Here is a 15,344-nt window from a genome sequence, read left to right as displayed (position 1 = left end):
ACCATGGAGAAGAACGTCGGCGGCTACGACCGTATCGCGCGCGCCGTCCTCGGACCGGTACTCGTCGTCGTCGGGACGGCGGGTCTCGCGGGCTTCCTGACCATCGCGGCCGGCACCCTCGGACTCGTCATCGCGGTCGCGGCGCTCCTCGTCGGAGCGGTCCTCGCGACCACGGCGGTTACCCAGAAGTGCCCGCTCAACGACCTGCTGGGCGTCAACACCTACGAGGGCGCGACGGCGACCGAGACCGAATCCGCGGGGAAACCCCGCGCGCAGTAAGCTTTTCTTCGACTCGACACTCGAACCCGGCCGGACCGACGAGTGCGGCGAGACCGGTCGCTAGGTATCAAATATGATATCTTGCGGGAAACAGCTTTTGCATCGCTCCAGAGACCGGCGGTAGCGATGACGCCACCACTCCCGACGCGGGAACAGCTCCCGGACGACCTGCTCGAACGGGCCAACTGGGTCGGGTGGCGAACGCAACTGTGCGACGGCGAGGAGACAGTTGTGCCCCGAAGCGCGACCGACGGCGGGCCCGCATCGGCAACTGACGACTCGACGTGGGCGACATTCGACGAGGCGCTCGCGTGTGCTCGGGAGAGGCGCGTCGACGGCGTGGGGTTCGCGTTCACCGACGACGACCCGTTCGTCGGTATCGAACTCGAAAACTGCCGCGACGCCGAGACCGGCGCGACCGACGAGTGGGCGCGGGCGCTCGTCGACCGACTCGACTCCTACACGGAAGTGACTCCCTCGGGAACGGGGTTCCGCGTTATCGTCCGCGGGACGCTCCCGTCAGGGAGCGCCCGAGCCGGCGGCCTCGAACTCTCGGACGCCACGCGGTTCCGCCCCGTGACCGGCGACTGCGCCGACGGCGCGCCCGCGGCGGTCGCAGAACGGAGCGACGCGCTCGCGACGGTTCACGGTGCGTACTTCGAAACCGACCCGGAGCCGTCGCCGTCGGTCGCCCCCGTCGCCCCGACCGCCTCAATCGACTCGGTCAACCCAGACGCTCCGAACTCGGACCGAGCGCCCGCCGACGCACGACTCGACGAGATAAGCGGCCCGGGCAACGACCTCACGGACGACGAGGTCGTCCGCCGCGCCTCGAACGCCGTCAACGGGGTGGCGTTCACCCGCCTGTGGCGGGGTGACGCGAGCGGCTACGACGACCGCGACGAGGCTGACGCGGCGCTGTGTTCGATGCTCGCGTTCTGGACGGCCGGCGACGCCCGACAGATGTGCCGCCTGTTTCGGGACTCCGGACTCTTTCGGCCGGCGTGGGACGAAGTCGTCCACGCCGACGGCTCGACCTACGGCGCGAAGACGGTCCGGCGAGCGATTCGGGAGACCAGCGAGTTCTACGACCCGTCCGGTTGGTCGAGCGCGGTGCGGCGGTCAGCGACGCAATCGGACGACGACCGACACCGACGCCTGAACCGGAATCGGCGCGACGACGACGCGGTGGCCGACCCGGCGCGACGGCCGGGTTCACCCGGCGCGTCACCGGGCGACGGTCGCGGGGGGTTCGACCGACTCGACGAACTCCGGGCGCGGCTCGACGAGGTCGTCGACGAGAACGAGCGACTCCGCGACGAACTCGACGCGGAGCGCGAGCGGCGACGCGACCTCGAAGCCCGAGCGGGCGACCGCACGGGAGCCGAAGCGAGAGCCGGCGTCGAAAACGCGGGACGCGGCTGGTCGTTGGTCGGCTGGCTTCGGTCGTGGAGAGCGCTACGGTAGCTGTGTTCTGAGCCGGTTCACGATTTGAGACCGCTTCCGGTGAGCGGCACGACCACGTCGGCGTCGCGGTCGAGGACGCCCGAGAGTCGCAGTTCGCGGAGCGCCGCGGGCGCGACGGCGCAGGTCGGCTCCGTGTAGAAGCCGTGGCGGTGGAGCCGGTCGAGTTCGTCTTCGACCGCGTCGGCCGACAGGGCGATGGCGTCGCCGCCGGTGTCGTCGAGCGCCTCGTGAATCTCGGCCTCGCGGACGGGGTCGAGAATCTGGATACCGTCGGCCACGTCGTTGGTCTCGTCGGCCGTGTGGTGGCGGGCGTCGGCGATGGGCGAGTAGCCGGCGGCCTGCGCGCCGTACAGTTCGGGCATCCGGTCGGTCCAGCCCGCCTCGTAGAGCGCGCGGAAGCCGCGGTACGCGCCGAGGAAGAGCGTCCCGTGGCCCAGCGGCGTGACGACCGCGTCGGGGACCGACCAGTCGCGCTGGGCGGCGATTTCGTAGGCGACGGTGGCCGTGCCCGCGAAGAACGCGGGGTTCCACGCGTGGCTCGCGTACCACGCGTCGTCGGCCTCGACGGCCTCGACGCAGGCGTCGGTCACGGCCTGTCTGGAACCCTCGATGCGGACCGGCTTCGCCCCGGCGCGCTCGATGGCGCGGACCTTCGAGGGCTTGACCGACGCGGGCACGTAGATTTCGGCGTCGATACCGGCGCGGGCGGCGTAGGTCGCGACGGCGGCCCCCGCGTTGCCCGAGGAGTCCTCGACGACGCGCTCGACGCCGAGTTCGGACGCGAGCGAGAGCATCGTCGTCGCGCCGCGGTCCTTGAACGAGCCGGAGGGGAAGACGTACTCCAGTTTGAACGAGGCCTCCCACTCCGCGGCGTCGACGAGGGGCGTCATCCCCTCGCCGAGGCTGGCGCGCGGCTCAGTCGGGAGAAAGTCGTCGAACGCCCAGAGGCCGTCGCGGTAGTCGAGGTCGGCGTCGTCGGGGGTCGCTGCCGGCGGCGTCGGGTCGGCCGCGAAATCCAGCGGCTCGCCGCAGGCACAGCGCCAGCGCCACGCGTCGTACGTCTCGCCGCAACTGTCGCACGCGAGTCGGAGCCGAGCGGGGAGGTCGGGTGGTGTCGTCATGGGAAGTGAGTGGGGTGAATCGGGTGAGGTGGTGCCGAGTCGAGTGAAGTGGTCGAATCGGGTGGAATGGAGTCGGAATCAGTACGTGTCGAGGTCGATGCCGACGGAACAGACGTACTCGCCGGAGGCGACCTGCGGGAGGCGGCGCGCCCGCCAGAAGATGCCGTCGTGGTCGGCGGTGACGCGGGCTTTGAGCGTGCCGAACACGTCGGTCACCTCGAACACCACGTCGCCGGCGGAGACGCGCTCACCGAGGTCGCGCTTGAACCGGACGAGGCCCCCGACCGGCGAGCCGTACTGGTCGAAGCCGCGGGCGCGGGTCTGGGCTTTCAGCTCCACGTCGCCGTCGAGGAAGTCGTAGCCGCGGAGGACGTTGTGGACGCCGCGAACGCCCTTCTCGATGCTCTCTTCGTCCCAACCGACGCAGCCGCCGAGTTCGGGGTCGATAGTCGGAATCCCGGCGTCGGGGCCGGCGCGGGCGAGTTGGCCGTCCGGACCCTTCTGGTCGAGGACGTAGCCGCAGCCGAACGTCTTGGCGAGTCGAAGACATTTCGCGTGCATCCGGTGGTGGCGACCGCAGCGGACGCGGACCTCGTCTATCATCCGGCTCGTCGAGCCCTGATGGAGGTCGACGATGAGGTCGGCGTCGCGGGCGGCGGCGAACGTCGCGGCCGCGATGCGCTCCGAGGAGGTTCCGCGCTCGTCGCCGGGGTACGCCCGGTTCATCTTCGTGTCGTCTATCGGATTGCGGTGTTGTGCGACCTGAAACGCGTGGTAGTTGACGATGCCGACGACGAGAATCGCCCCGGAGATATCCGCGGGGTCGAGCTGCGGGACGACCCGCTGAATGACGCCGACGCCGTTGAGTTCGTCTCCGTCCGACGCCGCCTGCATGTAGAGCGTCTTGCCCGACGACGCGCCGTTGATGACGGCGACCGGCAGGCCGACGCTCCCGCCGTCGCGGGACTCGCCGACTTCGAGGCGGCCCACGTCCATCTCCCCGGGGGCCGCGCTCGCCGTTCCCAAGGTAATCATACCGCCAACCTCGGACCCGCCTCCCTTTAGGGGTTCGGTCCGCTGAGCCCCCGAGGAAAGCGTTGCCGCTATGGTCTCGCAGCCGCTACCGGCGACCGTGACAGACGACGTTCCCGAACGGCCGCCGACGGGGGGACTGGTGCAGGCGCTGGACGTGCCGCGAAACGCCGCTATCGGGGCGGCCGTCGGTCTCGCCTTGGCCGTCGTCGCCTACCTGTTTCGGGTGCTCGAGCTGTTCGGCCCCTTTGCCGGCACCCGCGAGTACCCGATACTCGGCCCCGAGGGCTGGTTTCTTCTCCTCGCGTTCGTCCTCGCGTCCGCGACGGCGCTCCTCGTCGCGACGGTGCTGACGCTCGTCTCGGCGTATCGGCTGAGTAAGACGCTCTGAGTCGGCGGTTTCGGCAGTTCGGTTTCGGGATGGGTCAGGTCGGGGTCGGCCTACTCGTCGAACTCGCGTTCGTCGCCGACGAGTTCGCCCAGTCGCTCCGCGCCGGCTCTGGTCCCTTTCGCGATGATGAGGTCGCCGCCGTGGAGCCGCGTTTCCGACCCCGGCGAGACGACCCACTCGCGGCCGCCGGCCCGTCGAACCGCGATGACGCGCATCCCCGTCTCGGACTTGACGCGCCGGTCCCCGAGGGTCGCTTCCGCGAGGTCGCTTGTGGGGGCGACCCGCAGGCGGATGATGACCTCGTCGGACTCCTTGACCGCGGCGGCGACGACCGGGTGGGCGTCGATGCCGCGGAGGACGCCTTCGGCGATTTCGAGCGCGGCGTCGGAAATCATCTCCGTCGCGCCCGCGAGTTGGACGAGACCGCGGAGCGACACGGGGTCTTCGACGCGACTCGCCGCGCGGAGCGTCCACGCCTCGAACCGGGACTTGAGCGCGTCCACCTCGGCTTCGAGCTCCTCGACCTCTTCGGCGACGCCCTCGCTGTCGAACAGCACCGCGCCGTAGGCGAGGTCGACGGCGAGTTCGCTCATATCCTTCATCAGGACGATGGAGTCGACGGCGCGTTCGAGGTCCTCGATGGTCGGCTCGGGCACGTCCGGCGGGTCGTACCGGAGGCCGGTGGCGGCCTCGTGGACGGTGTGGAGGCCGTCGTCGCGGCCGCGGAGGAGGAGCACGTCGCCGGCGCGGAGCGTCGTCTCGTGGTCGGGGTTCGTCACCCACTCGCCGGCGCGGTGGATGGCGACGACGCGGACGCCCGTCTCGGTCTCCATGTTGATGTCACCGAGGTCCCGGCCCGCGTACGGCGACTCGTCGGTGAGCTCGCACCGAATCGTCGTCTCGACGGCCTCGGGGAGCGCCGCGCGGATGGCGTCCGGGAGGCCGATGTCCTCGATGACGACCTTGGCGATGTCGCCCGCGGCGTCCGAAATCTTCTCGGCCGCGCCGACGACCCCGAGGACGGGCGCGAGTTCCTCCGCGTCCTCGGGGCTGCGGGCGGCCATCATCAGGCTCATGCGCGCCTGCAGTTGGAGGATGTCCATCCGCTCTTCGAGGTCGAGGACCTCGGCCGCGAGGTCGTCGTTGGCGTGGAGGACGGCGGAGTACGAGAGGTCGATGAGTAACTCCGCGGTGTCTTTCATCTCGGCGAGGACGGCCTTGACGCTGACAGGCTCGTACTCGATGTCCTCCGGATTCATGCGCCCGCCTTCACGACGGGACGGCAAAAGGCTTGCCAGGAGTAGTGGTGCCACCGTGGTTCGAGAGAACTACGCCGTCGGGGGATATGAGTTTGCAGGTCGTCCGAGCAGCGCGCGCGGCCCGCTCGGGAACTCCGTATAAGTGCCCCGAAAATAACGACAATCGTCGAACACTATTTTAGACACCGACTATCCGCGAAACCGACAGACGGGGCTGCCACTGTATGTGTATGGCGGTCGGTAACAGATGAGTGAAAACGATAACGCTTTTTTGATATGGTAGGCAACGTTCTGGGTATGTCAGGCGAACTGAAGCGGGGGCTGGAAGGTGTGCTGGTCGCCGAATCGAAACTCAGTTTCATCGACGGCGACGCGGGACAACTCGTTTACTGCGGGTACGATATCGAAGACCTCGCACGGGACGCAAGCTACGAGGAAGTGCTCTATCTCCTGTGGCACGGGGAGCTTCCGACGAGCGAGGAACTCGGCGCGTTCAGCGACGAACTCGCGGCTCACCGCGGGCTCGACGACGGCGTGCTCGACGTGACACGCGAACTCGCTGAACAGGACGAGTCACCGATGGCGGCGCTCCGAACGCTCGTCTCGTCGATGTCGGCGTACGACGAAAGCGCCGACTTCGAAGACGTGACCGACCGCGAGGTCAACCTCGAAAAGGCAAAGCGCATCACGGCGAAGATGCCGTCGGTGCTCGCGGCGTACGCTCGTTTCCGCCGCGGCGACGACTACGTCGAACCCGACGAGAGCCTGAATCACGCGGCGAACTTCCTCTACATGCTCAACGGCGAGGAGCCGAACGAGGTGCTCGCCGAGACGTTCGACATGGCGCTCGTGCTCCACGCCGACCACGGCCTGAACGCCTCGACGTTCTCCGCGATGGTCACGTCGTCGACGCTCTCTGACCTCTACAGCGCGGTCACGTCGGCCATCGGCACGCTGTCGGGGTCGCTCCACGGCGGCGCGAACGCGAACGTCATGCGGATGCTGAAGGACGTCGACGACAGCGACATGGACCCGACCGAGTGGGTCAAAGACGCCCTCGACCGCGGCGAGCGCGTCGCCGGATTCGGCCACCGCGTCTACAACGTCAAGGACCCCCGCGCGAAGATTCTCGGCGCGAAGTCCGAGGCGCTCGGCGAGGCCGCCGGCGACATGAAGTGGTACGAGATGTCGGTCGCCATCGAGGAGTACATCGGCGAGGAGAAGGGTCTCGCGCCGAACGTGGACTTCTACTCCGCGTCGACGTACTACCAGATGGGCATCCCCATCGACCTCTACACCCCCATCTTCGCCGTCTCGCGCGTCGGCGGCTGGATTGCGCACGTCCTCGAACAGTACGAGGACAACCGCCTCATCCGCCCCCGCGCCCGCTACACCGGCGAGAAAGACCTCGACTTCACGCCGGTCGACGAGCGATAGGCGACGAACCGCACGCGACTTTTTTCCGTCTGCTGCCCCCGGAGCGACGCGTCGTCGCCTTCACTCTCTGCCTCCCGCTCCCGCGTTCGCCTTCCGCCGCACGCGCCGCCCTCAGTCGTCTTCGCCCACGTCGTCGACGCCGACGCTCCCGCGTTCGACCATGAGCGAGTCGGCGTGGCCCGCCCAGTCGGCGTGGTAGAACGCCACGAGCGCGAACAGCCCCATCCACGTAAACGACAGGACGATGCCGATTCGCGCGCCGAGCGGGCCGTAGCCGAACCCCTCGACGAGCAGGTACGACAGGCCGACGAAGAAGCCGAACACCCCGGTCAGCCGGGCGACGAAGGGAATCCGCGTCGCGCCCGCACCCTGTAACGACCCGGAGAGGCCGACGAACAGCGCCAGCCCCGGCGCGGCGAGACCGTAGGCGACGGCGAACTTCGCGGCCCAGTCGAGGTCCGCGCCGCCGCCGGAGCCGACGAGGCCGACGATGGGTTCGGTGAACGCCGCGAGCAGGAGTCCGATACCGCCGACCGTGACGACCGAAAGCAACGCCACCGCGCCGCCCTGATACCGCGCGGTCTCGCTGTCGCCCGCGCCGAGCGCCTGCCCGACGAGGACGCTGGCGGCGACGTTGTAGCCGCGCGCCAGCGGGCTTGCGACCTGCTGGTACACCCGGCGGCCGATTTGGAAGCCGGCGTTGACGGCGTCACCGAAGCCGAGGAGCAGGGCGTTGAACGGGAACTCCGCGAGTTCGGCGGCGATACCCTCGCCGACCCGCGGGGTGGCGATACGGACGAGTTGGCCGGCGACCGTCCGGTCGCGGGGCCGAACCAGCGAGGTCGGCGACGCAGGTCGGGCGAGCGCGGCGAGGAGCAGTCCCGCCGAGAGGACGTTGGCGGTCGAAGTGGCGAGCCCCACGCCCAGCACGCCGAGCGCCGGCAGGCCGACGAGGCCGAAGCCGAGACCGACCGACAGCCCGATGTTGACGACGTTGGCGAAGACGTTGACCAGCATCGGCGTCCGGGTGTCGCCGACGCCTTGCAGCGACCGCGAGCCGACGAGCGAGACCAACCGCGCGGGCGAGGTGGCGAAGATGACCGCGAGATACGTCGTGCCCAAGGCGACGGCCCGGTCGCTCGCCGGGAACGCGTCGATGGCCGCTCCGCCGAGCGTGAAGCCGAAAATCAGGAACGGAATCCCCGCGAGGAACGCGAGGAGGAGCGCCGTCGAGATGGCCTCGCTCCGGTTGGCGTCCGCGCCGCTGCCCGTGTCCTGACTGGAGAGCGCAATCGCGCCGCCGCCGAGTCCGAGACCGATTCGGAGGGGAAACCGGGCGTAGAGGTCGGCGAGGCCGATAGCGACGACCGCGGCGGGAGAGAGCGCGGCGGTGACGGCCACGTCCACGGTCCGCATCGCCGTCTGGGCGGTCTGTTCGGCCATCACCGGCCACGCGAGCGAGAAGATACGCTTCCAGACCCGCCGGAGGCGACCGAGGTTCATGCCGAGGCCACGGCCCTCTCGCAGTTGACGGTACCGGAAGCGGCGACCGGCCGACCGCGCTCGATGCGACGCACGAATGCCGAGCGTCAGACGCGAGCGACTGGTCGCCGCAGTCCCCCGATTTCACTTTCACTCCGGGTGGGGGACGTTTATATGTGCGGGGACCAGAAAGACAGTTGCACGTCACACGCGTGCATTCCCCCTTTCCCCTTTCACCGACCGGCGAGCGACCGCGACGGCGTCCGTCGGCGGGCGCGAACCAGAGTCCTCAACCGACGACCATGAGGGTTGACATCACGCCCCTGATACCGATACATTCCCGAACGATTAAACGCAGACACGGGTGATTTCCGACCATGCTCACGCTTGACGACGTACGCGCCGCCCGCGAGCGCGTCGAAGCGGTCGCCCGACGGACACCGCTGGAGTACTCCCACACCTTCTCGGAGATGACGGGTGCCGAGGTGTACCTGAAACTCGAAAACTCCCAGCGCACGGGGTCGTTCAAGATTCGCGGCGCGACGAACCGCATCACGACGCTCTCCGAGGAGGAGAAGGACGCGGGCGTCGTGACCGCGAGCGCCGGCAACCACGCGCAGGGCGTCGCGCTCGCGGCGTCGCGAGCGGGCGTGAACTCGAAAATCGTCATGCCGGAGTACGCGCCGATTTCCAAGGTGAAAGCGACCGAGCGCTACGGCGGCGACGTGGTGCTCTACGGCAACGACTACGACGAGGCGCAGACCAAGGCCCACGAAATCGAGGAGTCCGAGGGCCGGACCTACGTCCACGCCTTCGACGACGAGTACGTCATGGCCGGACAGGGGACCATCGGCCTCGAAATCGCGGAGGACTGCCCCGACCTCGACACCGTGGTCGTCCCCATCGGCGGCGGCGGCCTCATCTCCGGCATCTCGACGGCCATCAAAGCACAGTTCCCCGACGCCCGGGTCATCGGCGTGCAGGCGGAACAGGCCTCCAGCGCCGCGGACTCGCTGAACAAGGGCTCGATTCAGACCATCGACGAGGTGGACACCATCGCCGACGGCATCGCCGTCCGCAGAATCGGTGACAAGCCCTTCGAGGTCATCCGCGAGCGCGTGGACGAGGTCGTCACCGTCTCCGACGAGGAAATCGCCGTGGCGCTGACCTACCTGCTCGAACGTTCGAAGACGCTGGTCGAGGGCGCGGGGGCCGTCGCGCTCGCGGCGCTCGTCTTCCAGAAGTTCGACTACGAGGAGGGCGAGGTCGTCGTCCCCGCGCTGTGCGGCGGCAACATCGACATGAACACGCTGACGACAGTGGTGATGCGCGGCCTCGTCGAGACGGGTCGGTACCTCAAGATTCGGACCGAGCTGAAGGACCGCCCCGGCTCGCTCGAACAGCTCATCGAAATCATCGCCGAGGAGAAGGCGAACATCTACGCCGTCAGGCACGACCGCACCTCCCGGAAAATCGCGCTGAACGCGACGGAAGTCGAAATCGACCTCGAAATGCGCGGTCCCGACCACGTCGAGTCGCTCCTCGGGGAGCTCCGCGACGCGGGCTACGACGTGGAAGTCCTCGACTGACCCGCGTCGCCGGGACCGGCCGGGTACCGGGTTTGAGACCGGCGCTCAGACGAATCCCGTGACCCCGATAAACACGAGGAGCGCGCCGATACCCCGGTAGAGCCAGACGGGCGCGGCGGACTCCCCGGACTCCTCCGAGGGCGAGCGGCGGAGGAACTCGAACCCGAACGCGTAGACTCGCGCGGGGAACGCGAGGTATACGACGCCGAGAACCCCAATTCCGACGTAGACAGCCTGCCACAGGAGGTTCATGTGCTACATCCGAACGGTTCCGGCCTATGCTTGTCGGTCGGGCAGTCGGGGCAGTTGGGGCGGTCGGGGCGGTTGAGGCGGCGCAGTCGGTGCGTTGGCGACCCGAACCCACCCGAGACGGGCGCGTTGCGAGCGTGTGAGCGCGTTTCTGGCCCGCCGAGCTCCGACGAGCGTTCGACTTTTAACCCGGACGATTATGTCGAATTCGGGCGGGAGACACCGTCTACGATGATTTTCACTTCGTGGGAAGCATGCAGGGATTGACCCTCCCCCAATACGAAGGCGTTTAAGAGGGAAGCCCCGTCCCCCGCGCCCCGGTTCGCCCCGTCGTCAGCGACCCCGCACCCCAACCATGCTCGACCCAGTCATCGCCAGCCGGCTGCAGTTCGCGCTCACGACCATCGTCCACATCATCTTCCCCGTGATGAGCATGGGCCTCGCGCCCTTCCTCATCTACTTCACGTGGAAGGACATCCGCACCGACGACCCGGTGTACGAGCAGCTCAGGCGGTTCTGGACGAAGATTTTCGCCGTCTCGTTCGTCGTCGGCACCGTGACGGGCATCGTCCTCGAATTCGAGTTCGGGACGAACTTCGCGGCGTTCTCGACGGCGGCCGGCGAACTGTTCGGCGGCCCGCTGGCCACCGAGGGGATGATGGCGTTCATGCTCGAAGCGACGTTCCTCGGGGTGTTCGTCTTCGGCCGCGAGAAGGTCTCCGACGCGCTCTACATGGTTTCGGCCGTCGCCGTCGGCCTCGGGACGTGGCTCTCGGCGGTGTGGATTCTCGTCGCCAACTCGTGGATGCAGACGCCGCGGGGGTACGAACTCGCGCGCGAGAGCGGCCAGCTCGTCGTCTCGCTCGTCGACCCAATCGCGGCGTACGCCAACCCGCGGTTCCCGTGGATGTTCGTCCACATGCAGAACGCCGCGGTGCTGTCGGTCGCGCTGTTCATGGCCGGCGTCGCGGCGTACCACGTCTGGCAGCGCGGCATCACCGCCGACGACGACCGCGAGGGCGCGCGCTTCTGGCGGAAGACGCTCAAAATCGCGCTCGTCGTCCTGCTCGTGACCGCGCCGTTTCAGGCGATTCACGGCGACGCCTACGGCCGCCACGTCTACGAGACCCAGCCGCAGAAGTTCGCCGCCATGGAGGCAGTCTGGGAGACCGACAGCTACGTCCCCGAGTACATCTTCGCCATCCCGACGAGCCTCGACGGCATCACCGACCCGCGCGCGAAAGAGCTGTTCGGCATCGGCATCCCCGGCGGGGCCTCGTGGCTGGCCAGCGGCGGCGACCCGCAGGCCGAAATCACCGGCCTGAACGAGTTCGACACGGAGGCCCCGCCGGTCGCAATCGTCTTCTGGTCGTTCCGGCTCATGGTCGCCGCGGGGTTCTGGTTCATCCTCTTGGCGTTCTGGGCGGGCTACCGCTGGTGGGCCGACGAGTTGTACGAGGACGACCTGTTGCACAAGGCGTTCGTCGGGTCGTCGCTCCTCGGCATCTTCGCCGTCGAGGTCGGCTGGATAGTCACCGAGGTGGGCCGACAGCCGTGGGTCATTCAGGGCGTCCTCAGGACGAGCGAGGGCGTCTCGCCGGGACTCACCGGCTTCGAGGCGACGCTCACGCTCGTCGGCTTCGCCGTCGTGTACACCGGCCTGCTCGCGCTCTACACCTACGTGATTCGCCGCATCATCCGCGAGGGGCCGCCGAGCATCGACGAGACCGAGGCGGGTGCGGAGGCCGCCTCCCCCGCGGGGGTGACCGGCGATGACTGACTACGGCGCGTTCGCCACCGACCCGCTTTTCGGCCTGCCGTTGCAGGAGTTGTGGTTCGGGCTCGTCTTCTTCATCCTCGGGATGTTCCTGTTCCTCGACGGGTTCGACTTCGGCGTCGGGGCCATCTTCGCGACTCGCGACGACGAGGAGGAACGCGAGACGCTCTTGGCCGCAATCGGCCCCTTCTGGGACGGTAACGAGGTGTGGCTCGTCGTGTTCGGCGGCGCGCTGTTCGCCGCGTTCCCGGCGGTGTACGCGAACCTCTTCAGCCGCCACTACCTGCTCATGTTCGCCATCCTCGGGGCGCTCATCCTCCGCGGGCTCGCCCCCGAGATGTACGAACAGCGCCACGACGAGGCGTGGCAGACGTGGTGGGGCCGGGCGTTCGTCGTCGGCAGCGTGAGCGCGCCCTTCTTCCTCGGCGTGTTCGCCGCCCACTGGCTCCTCGGCGTCGAGTCGCTCCTGTCGCTGCCCGGCGTCGTCGTCGGCCTCGCGGTCGTCGCGCTCACCGTCGTCGCCGGCGTCGGCTTCCTCGCCATGAAGACCCGCGGGAGCCTCCAGCGCGACGTGGCCGACTACGGCCCGCGGGCCATGGCCGCCTACCTCGCGCTCGTCGTCGTCACGCTCGGCTACCTCGTCGCCGTCCGCCCCGACCTCGGCGTTCTCGCACCGATTCCGCTGGCGCTCGTCGTCGCCAGCCTCGCCGCCGCTGCGGGCTACCTGCTCGCGCTCCGCGAGGGGCGCTACACGCTCGCGTTCGGGGCCGTGCCGGTGCTCGTGTTCGCGTTCGTCGCGCTCGTGGCGACGCTCATGTTCCCGTTGGCCGACCCCGCGACCGGGCTGACCGTCTCGGACGCCATCATCTCCGTGCTCCCGCTGAACATCATGAGCGTCGCGTCGGCGCTCCTCCTGCCGCTCGTGTTTACCTACTTCGGTATCCTCTACTCGACGTTCAGCGGCCCCATCGAAACCGGAGAATCGTACTCCTGACCGACCGCAATCGACCCTTCCCCCACAACCAATCCACCCATGGCTACGCTCCCCAACACCGAACCCACCGCCGAATCGCTCACCAAACCGCTGACCCTCCTCGGCCTCGGACTGGTCGTCGTCAGCGTCGCCGTCGCGGGGTTCGCGCTCCGAGACGGCGATGTCGTGACCGCCCTCGGGATGGGGCTGTTGTTCGCCTCGGGCGTGCTCACGACCGGCATCAGCCTCTCCGGGAAATCGGTGTAGCCCGGCTGACCGCGGCGGGGACGCTCCGCCGCGGACCCGGTCGTTCCACCCTATTTTATCACGTCGTGGCGAAATCCACCGCGTATGAAGCGCGTCATCGAAACCGACGAAGCGCCGGCCGCGGTCGGTGCGTACAGTCAGGCGACGACCAACGGCTCGCTGCTCTACACGGCGGGACAGATTCCGCTGACGCCGGACGGCGACCTCCTCGACGACGAGGACATCGCGACGCAGACGACGCAGTCGCTCGACAACGTGATGGCCATCCTCGCGGAGGCCGGCGCGGACGCGACCGACGTGCTGAAGACGACGGTGTTCCTCGCCGACATCGACGACTTCGACGAGATGAACGAGACGTACGCGACCTACTTCGACGAGGAGCCGCCGGCCCGCTCGGCGGTCGAGGTCGGCAACCTGCCGAAGGGCGTCGGCGTCGAAATCGAGGCCGTCGCCGTCGTCGACGAGGAGTAACGTGGCCCGCCGCGTCCGATCCGCGCTCGCGTGGGGCGCAGCGAGCCTCCTCCTCGTGGGCGTCCTCGCGCAGGGCGCGGTCCTCCTCGGACTCGGTATCGACGCGTCGTTCGGGGCGGTCGCCGCGGTGGCGGTCGCGTCCGGCGTCGCGGTCGCGTCCGTGACATACGTCATCGAGCCGCGGCTCGAACGGAAAGGAAGGGCTTAAATTATCCAGGCGGGAACGTTGCGTTGTAAGCCAGGATGGCCGAGCGGTAAGGCGCACGCCTGGAAAGCGTGTTCCCTCTGGGATCGGGGGTTCAAATCCCTCTCCTGGCGCTTCTTCCGAACTCAACTCTCGTAGCAGCGCGTCTCGTCGCGCTGCGGGCGGCGAGTTCGGGAGAACGCCGCCGGAGGATTTGAACCAAGGAGCGAAGCGAACAGAGTGAGCAATGTGCGACACGAAGTGTCGCAGTGAGACGAACGGCGGAGCCGTGAGTCGTGAGCGACCGAGGTTCAAATCCCGCTTCTGACGGTCTCTAAAAAGCCACATCTGCGACCTCAGCGCATGTCCAAAAACACCAACTCGAACTCCCGCCCTTCGCGCCCGAAGCACATAGTTTCTCCCTCAATCGCCGGACGGCGGGAACCGTCGGCGGAGTCTATCGCCTCGCCAACGAAGGAGTAACTACGTCGAAACTGGAAGGGCACCCCCAGTTCGACGCGACCCAATTCAGGGCACCACCACGGACCCGACCGTATCAACTGTTCGGACAAAACATTCATCCCCATGGGATACGATACCACGACTGACAATGCCTGACACCAAGACCGGCCGCGAGAAGAAGGGCCTCAACAAGCGGACCCAACTCACCGAGCGGCTGTACGAACGCGAGTTATCGGTGTTAGACGGAGACGACGACGAGCCCCCGCTTGACGCCGCGAGCGACGACGCCGACGGCGAGTTCCTCGCTGACGAACTCCCCGACGACGACTGACGGCGCGGCCGACACGACCTCCGACCACGCGAATTTTTATCGGGCGCAGCAGAACGTGTGAGCGTGCACCACCGCGCGAACTACGCGACCGTGTTCATCGGCTCGCACCTCCACCCCGAAGGCGAGACGCTGGACCTCGACTGGGCGGACGACGCCGGAGACGAGACGGAGACGTTCGAATTCGACGTGCCGACCGACGACCCCAGAGAGCCGTATCTCGGCATCCAGGCGTTCGACGTGGGCGAGTACGGCCACGAGATTCGAATCAACGGCGACCCGCTTTCGGGGTTCGATATCCCGCCGGGCGACGGCTGGCAGTACTGGGTCGACACCGTCACGGGCGCGAGCCTCGTCGAAGGGACGAACACCATCCGAGTCGTCCGCGACGACGAGGGCGACGACGCGTTCGCCGTCGGAACGGTGACGGTCCACTGGAAAGAGCCGGTCGAGGAGTAGCGTATAAAGCGGTTCGACCGGGCACAAATTATGGTGTGAAATAGCGTACCATACTTTGCCCTCGAACATATCGAAGACGGGCTCAGTCGCGCGATTATCGGGAGTACACGGCGAGCG

Annotated in this window: 17 protein-coding genes and 1 tRNA gene; 13 read left to right on the top strand and 5 right to left on the bottom strand. The window is 67.9% G+C overall.

Annotation, left to right across the window (positions count from 1 at the left end):
- Window positions 1-3 precede the first annotated feature (3 nt).
- Window positions 4-279 (top strand): YgaP family membrane protein, encoded by a 276-nt coding sequence (locus tag ACSR87_RS09940; protein WP_498530352.1) that lies wholly within the window; start codon window positions 4-6, stop codon window positions 277-279.
- A 126-nt stretch (window positions 280-405) separates the two neighbouring features.
- A complete protein-coding gene (locus tag ACSR87_RS09935; RefSeq protein ID WP_498530351.1) occupies window positions 406-1,746 on the top strand; it encodes a phage NrS-1 polymerase family protein in 1,341 nt (446 codons plus the stop codon).
- Window positions 1,747-1,763: 17 nt separating this feature from the next.
- Here ACSR87_RS09935 and ACSR87_RS09930 read toward each other — a convergent pair whose 3' ends face one another.
- Window positions 1,764-2,867, bottom strand: coding sequence for a pyridoxal-phosphate dependent enzyme (locus ACSR87_RS09930; RefSeq protein ID WP_498530350.1), 1,104 nt, complete (start codon window positions 2,865-2,867; stop codon window positions 1,764-1,766).
- Window positions 2,868-2,945: 78 nt separating this feature from the next.
- Window positions 2,946-3,902 (bottom strand): succinylglutamate desuccinylase/aspartoacylase family protein, encoded by a 957-nt coding sequence (locus tag ACSR87_RS09925; protein WP_006600716.1) that lies wholly within the window; start codon window positions 3,900-3,902, stop codon window positions 2,946-2,948.
- A 70-nt stretch (window positions 3,903-3,972) separates the two neighbouring features.
- Between ACSR87_RS09925 and ACSR87_RS09920 the strand changes: the two genes are divergently transcribed.
- Complete coding sequence (locus tag ACSR87_RS09920) at window positions 3,973-4,290, top strand: DUF7536 family protein (RefSeq protein WP_498530349.1); 318 nt, start codon at window positions 3,973-3,975, stop codon at window positions 4,288-4,290.
- Window positions 4,291-4,340: 50 nt separating this feature from the next.
- Here the strand turns inward: ACSR87_RS09920 and ACSR87_RS09915 are convergent, their stop codons facing one another.
- Entirely contained in the window at window positions 4,341-5,549 is a 1,209-nt protein-coding gene (locus ACSR87_RS09915; protein WP_008577144.1) for a potassium channel family protein, read from the bottom strand.
- 297 nt (window positions 5,550-5,846) lie between these two features.
- Here ACSR87_RS09915 and citZ point away from each other — a divergent pair, with 297 nt between their 5' ends.
- The gene (citZ, locus tag ACSR87_RS09910) at window positions 5,847-6,986 is read left to right on the top strand and encodes a citrate synthase (RefSeq protein ID WP_498530348.1); all 1,140 of its coding nucleotides are present in this window, start codon (window positions 5,847-5,849) and stop codon (window positions 6,984-6,986) included.
- A gap of 111 nt (window positions 6,987-7,097) precedes the next feature.
- On the opposite strand, the gene ACSR87_RS09905 is transcribed toward citZ, so the two are convergent.
- Window positions 7,098-8,489 (bottom strand): MATE family efflux transporter, encoded by a 1,392-nt coding sequence (locus ACSR87_RS09905; protein ID WP_498530347.1) that lies wholly within the window; start codon window positions 8,487-8,489, stop codon window positions 7,098-7,100.
- Window positions 8,490-8,845: 356 nt separating this feature from the next.
- Here ACSR87_RS09905 and ilvA point away from each other — a divergent pair, with 356 nt between their 5' ends.
- On the top strand, window positions 8,846-10,057 hold the full coding sequence (gene ilvA / locus ACSR87_RS09900) for a threonine ammonia-lyase (RefSeq protein WP_498530346.1): 1,212 nt from the start codon (window positions 8,846-8,848) through the stop codon (window positions 10,055-10,057).
- Window positions 10,058-10,102: 45 nt separating this feature from the next.
- Here the strand turns inward: ilvA and ACSR87_RS09895 are convergent, their stop codons facing one another.
- Window positions 10,103-10,309, bottom strand: a complete 207-nt coding sequence (locus ACSR87_RS09895; RefSeq protein WP_498530345.1) for a hypothetical protein — start codon at window positions 10,307-10,309, stop codon at window positions 10,103-10,105.
- 352 nt (window positions 10,310-10,661) lie between these two features.
- On the opposite strand from ACSR87_RS09895, the gene ACSR87_RS09890 reads away from it, so the two are divergent.
- The 8 genes from ACSR87_RS09890 (at window position 10,662) to ACSR87_RS09855 (ending at window position 15,227) form a co-directional block, all read left to right on the top strand.
- On the top strand, window positions 10,662-12,086 hold the full coding sequence (locus tag ACSR87_RS09890; RefSeq protein WP_498530344.1) for a cytochrome ubiquinol oxidase subunit I: 1,425 nt from the start codon (window positions 10,662-10,664) through the stop codon (window positions 12,084-12,086).
- The gene (locus tag ACSR87_RS09885; RefSeq protein ID WP_498530343.1) at window positions 12,079-13,077 is read left to right on the top strand and encodes a cytochrome d ubiquinol oxidase subunit II; all 999 of its coding nucleotides are present in this window, start codon (window positions 12,079-12,081) and stop codon (window positions 13,075-13,077) included. The genes ACSR87_RS09890 and ACSR87_RS09885 overlap by 8 nt, the downstream gene beginning before the upstream one ends.
- Before the next feature lie 39 nt (window positions 13,078-13,116).
- On the top strand, window positions 13,117-13,323 hold the full coding sequence (locus ACSR87_RS09880) for a hypothetical protein (RefSeq protein WP_004044462.1): 207 nt from the start codon (window positions 13,117-13,119) through the stop codon (window positions 13,321-13,323).
- Between the two features lie 84 nt (window positions 13,324-13,407).
- Window positions 13,408-13,794 carry a Rid family detoxifying hydrolase gene (locus tag ACSR87_RS09875; RefSeq protein ID WP_004970500.1) on the top strand — a complete coding sequence of 129 codons (387 nt, stop codon included), beginning with the start codon at window positions 13,408-13,410 and terminating at the stop codon, window positions 13,792-13,794.
- 1 nt (window position 13,795) lies between these two features.
- The gene (locus ACSR87_RS09870; protein ID WP_008577134.1) at window positions 13,796-14,002 is read left to right on the top strand and encodes a DUF7981 family protein; all 207 of its coding nucleotides are present in this window, start codon (window positions 13,796-13,798) and stop codon (window positions 14,000-14,002) included.
- A 29-nt stretch (window positions 14,003-14,031) separates the two neighbouring features.
- Window positions 14,032-14,112, top strand: a tRNA-Ser gene (locus ACSR87_RS09865).
- Window positions 14,113-14,588: 476 nt separating this feature from the next.
- Window positions 14,589-14,771: a hypothetical protein gene (locus ACSR87_RS09860; protein ID WP_498530342.1), complete on the top strand. Its 183-nt coding sequence runs from the start codon at window positions 14,589-14,591 to the stop codon at window positions 14,769-14,771.
- Window positions 14,772-14,834: 63 nt separating this feature from the next.
- A complete protein-coding gene (locus tag ACSR87_RS09855; protein ID WP_405309274.1) occupies window positions 14,835-15,227 on the top strand; it encodes a DUF7383 domain-containing protein in 393 nt (130 codons plus the stop codon).
- The last annotated feature ends 117 nt before the right edge of the window (window positions 15,228-15,344 follow it).

The sequence above is a fragment of the Haloferax sp. SDI50 genome (genome assembly GCF_059802635.1).
Note: the sequence above shows the minus strand (reverse complement) of the source record. Positions and strands in the feature narration are given on the sequence as shown.

Coding starts and splice junctions, on each gene's coding strand:
- ACSR87_RS09940 (WP_498530352.1), top strand. CDS start 4: ATGGAGAAGAACGTCGGCGGCTACGACCGTATCGCGCGCGCCGTCCTC.
- ACSR87_RS09935 (WP_498530351.1), top strand. CDS start 406: ATGACGCCACCACTCCCGACGCGGGAACAGCTCCCGGACGACCTGCTC.
- ACSR87_RS09930 (WP_498530350.1), bottom strand. CDS start 2,867: ATGACGACACCACCCGACCTCCCCGCTCGGCTCCGACTCGCGTGCGAC.
- ACSR87_RS09925 (WP_006600716.1), bottom strand. CDS start 3,902: ATGATTACCTTGGGAACGGCGAGCGCGGCCCCCGGGGAGATGGACGTG.
- ACSR87_RS09920 (WP_498530349.1), top strand. CDS start 3,973: ATGGTCTCGCAGCCGCTACCGGCGACCGTGACAGACGACGTTCCCGAA.
- ACSR87_RS09915 (WP_008577144.1), bottom strand. CDS start 5,549: ATGAATCCGGAGGACATCGAGTACGAGCCTGTCAGCGTCAAGGCCGTC.
- citZ (WP_498530348.1), top strand. CDS start 5,847: ATGTCAGGCGAACTGAAGCGGGGGCTGGAAGGTGTGCTGGTCGCCGAA.
- ACSR87_RS09905 (WP_498530347.1), bottom strand. CDS start 8,489: ATGAACCTCGGTCGCCTCCGGCGGGTCTGGAAGCGTATCTTCTCGCTC.
- ilvA (WP_498530346.1), top strand. CDS start 8,846: ATGCTCACGCTTGACGACGTACGCGCCGCCCGCGAGCGCGTCGAAGCG.
- ACSR87_RS09895 (WP_498530345.1), bottom strand. CDS start 10,309: ATGAACCTCCTGTGGCAGGCTGTCTACGTCGGAATTGGGGTTCTCGGC.
- ACSR87_RS09890 (WP_498530344.1), top strand. CDS start 10,662: ATGCTCGACCCAGTCATCGCCAGCCGGCTGCAGTTCGCGCTCACGACC.
- ACSR87_RS09885 (WP_498530343.1), top strand. CDS start 12,079: ATGACTGACTACGGCGCGTTCGCCACCGACCCGCTTTTCGGCCTGCCG.
- ACSR87_RS09880 (WP_004044462.1), top strand. CDS start 13,117: ATGGCTACGCTCCCCAACACCGAACCCACCGCCGAATCGCTCACCAAA.
- ACSR87_RS09875 (WP_004970500.1), top strand. CDS start 13,408: ATGAAGCGCGTCATCGAAACCGACGAAGCGCCGGCCGCGGTCGGTGCG.
- ACSR87_RS09860 (WP_498530342.1), top strand. CDS start 14,589: ATGCCTGACACCAAGACCGGCCGCGAGAAGAAGGGCCTCAACAAGCGG.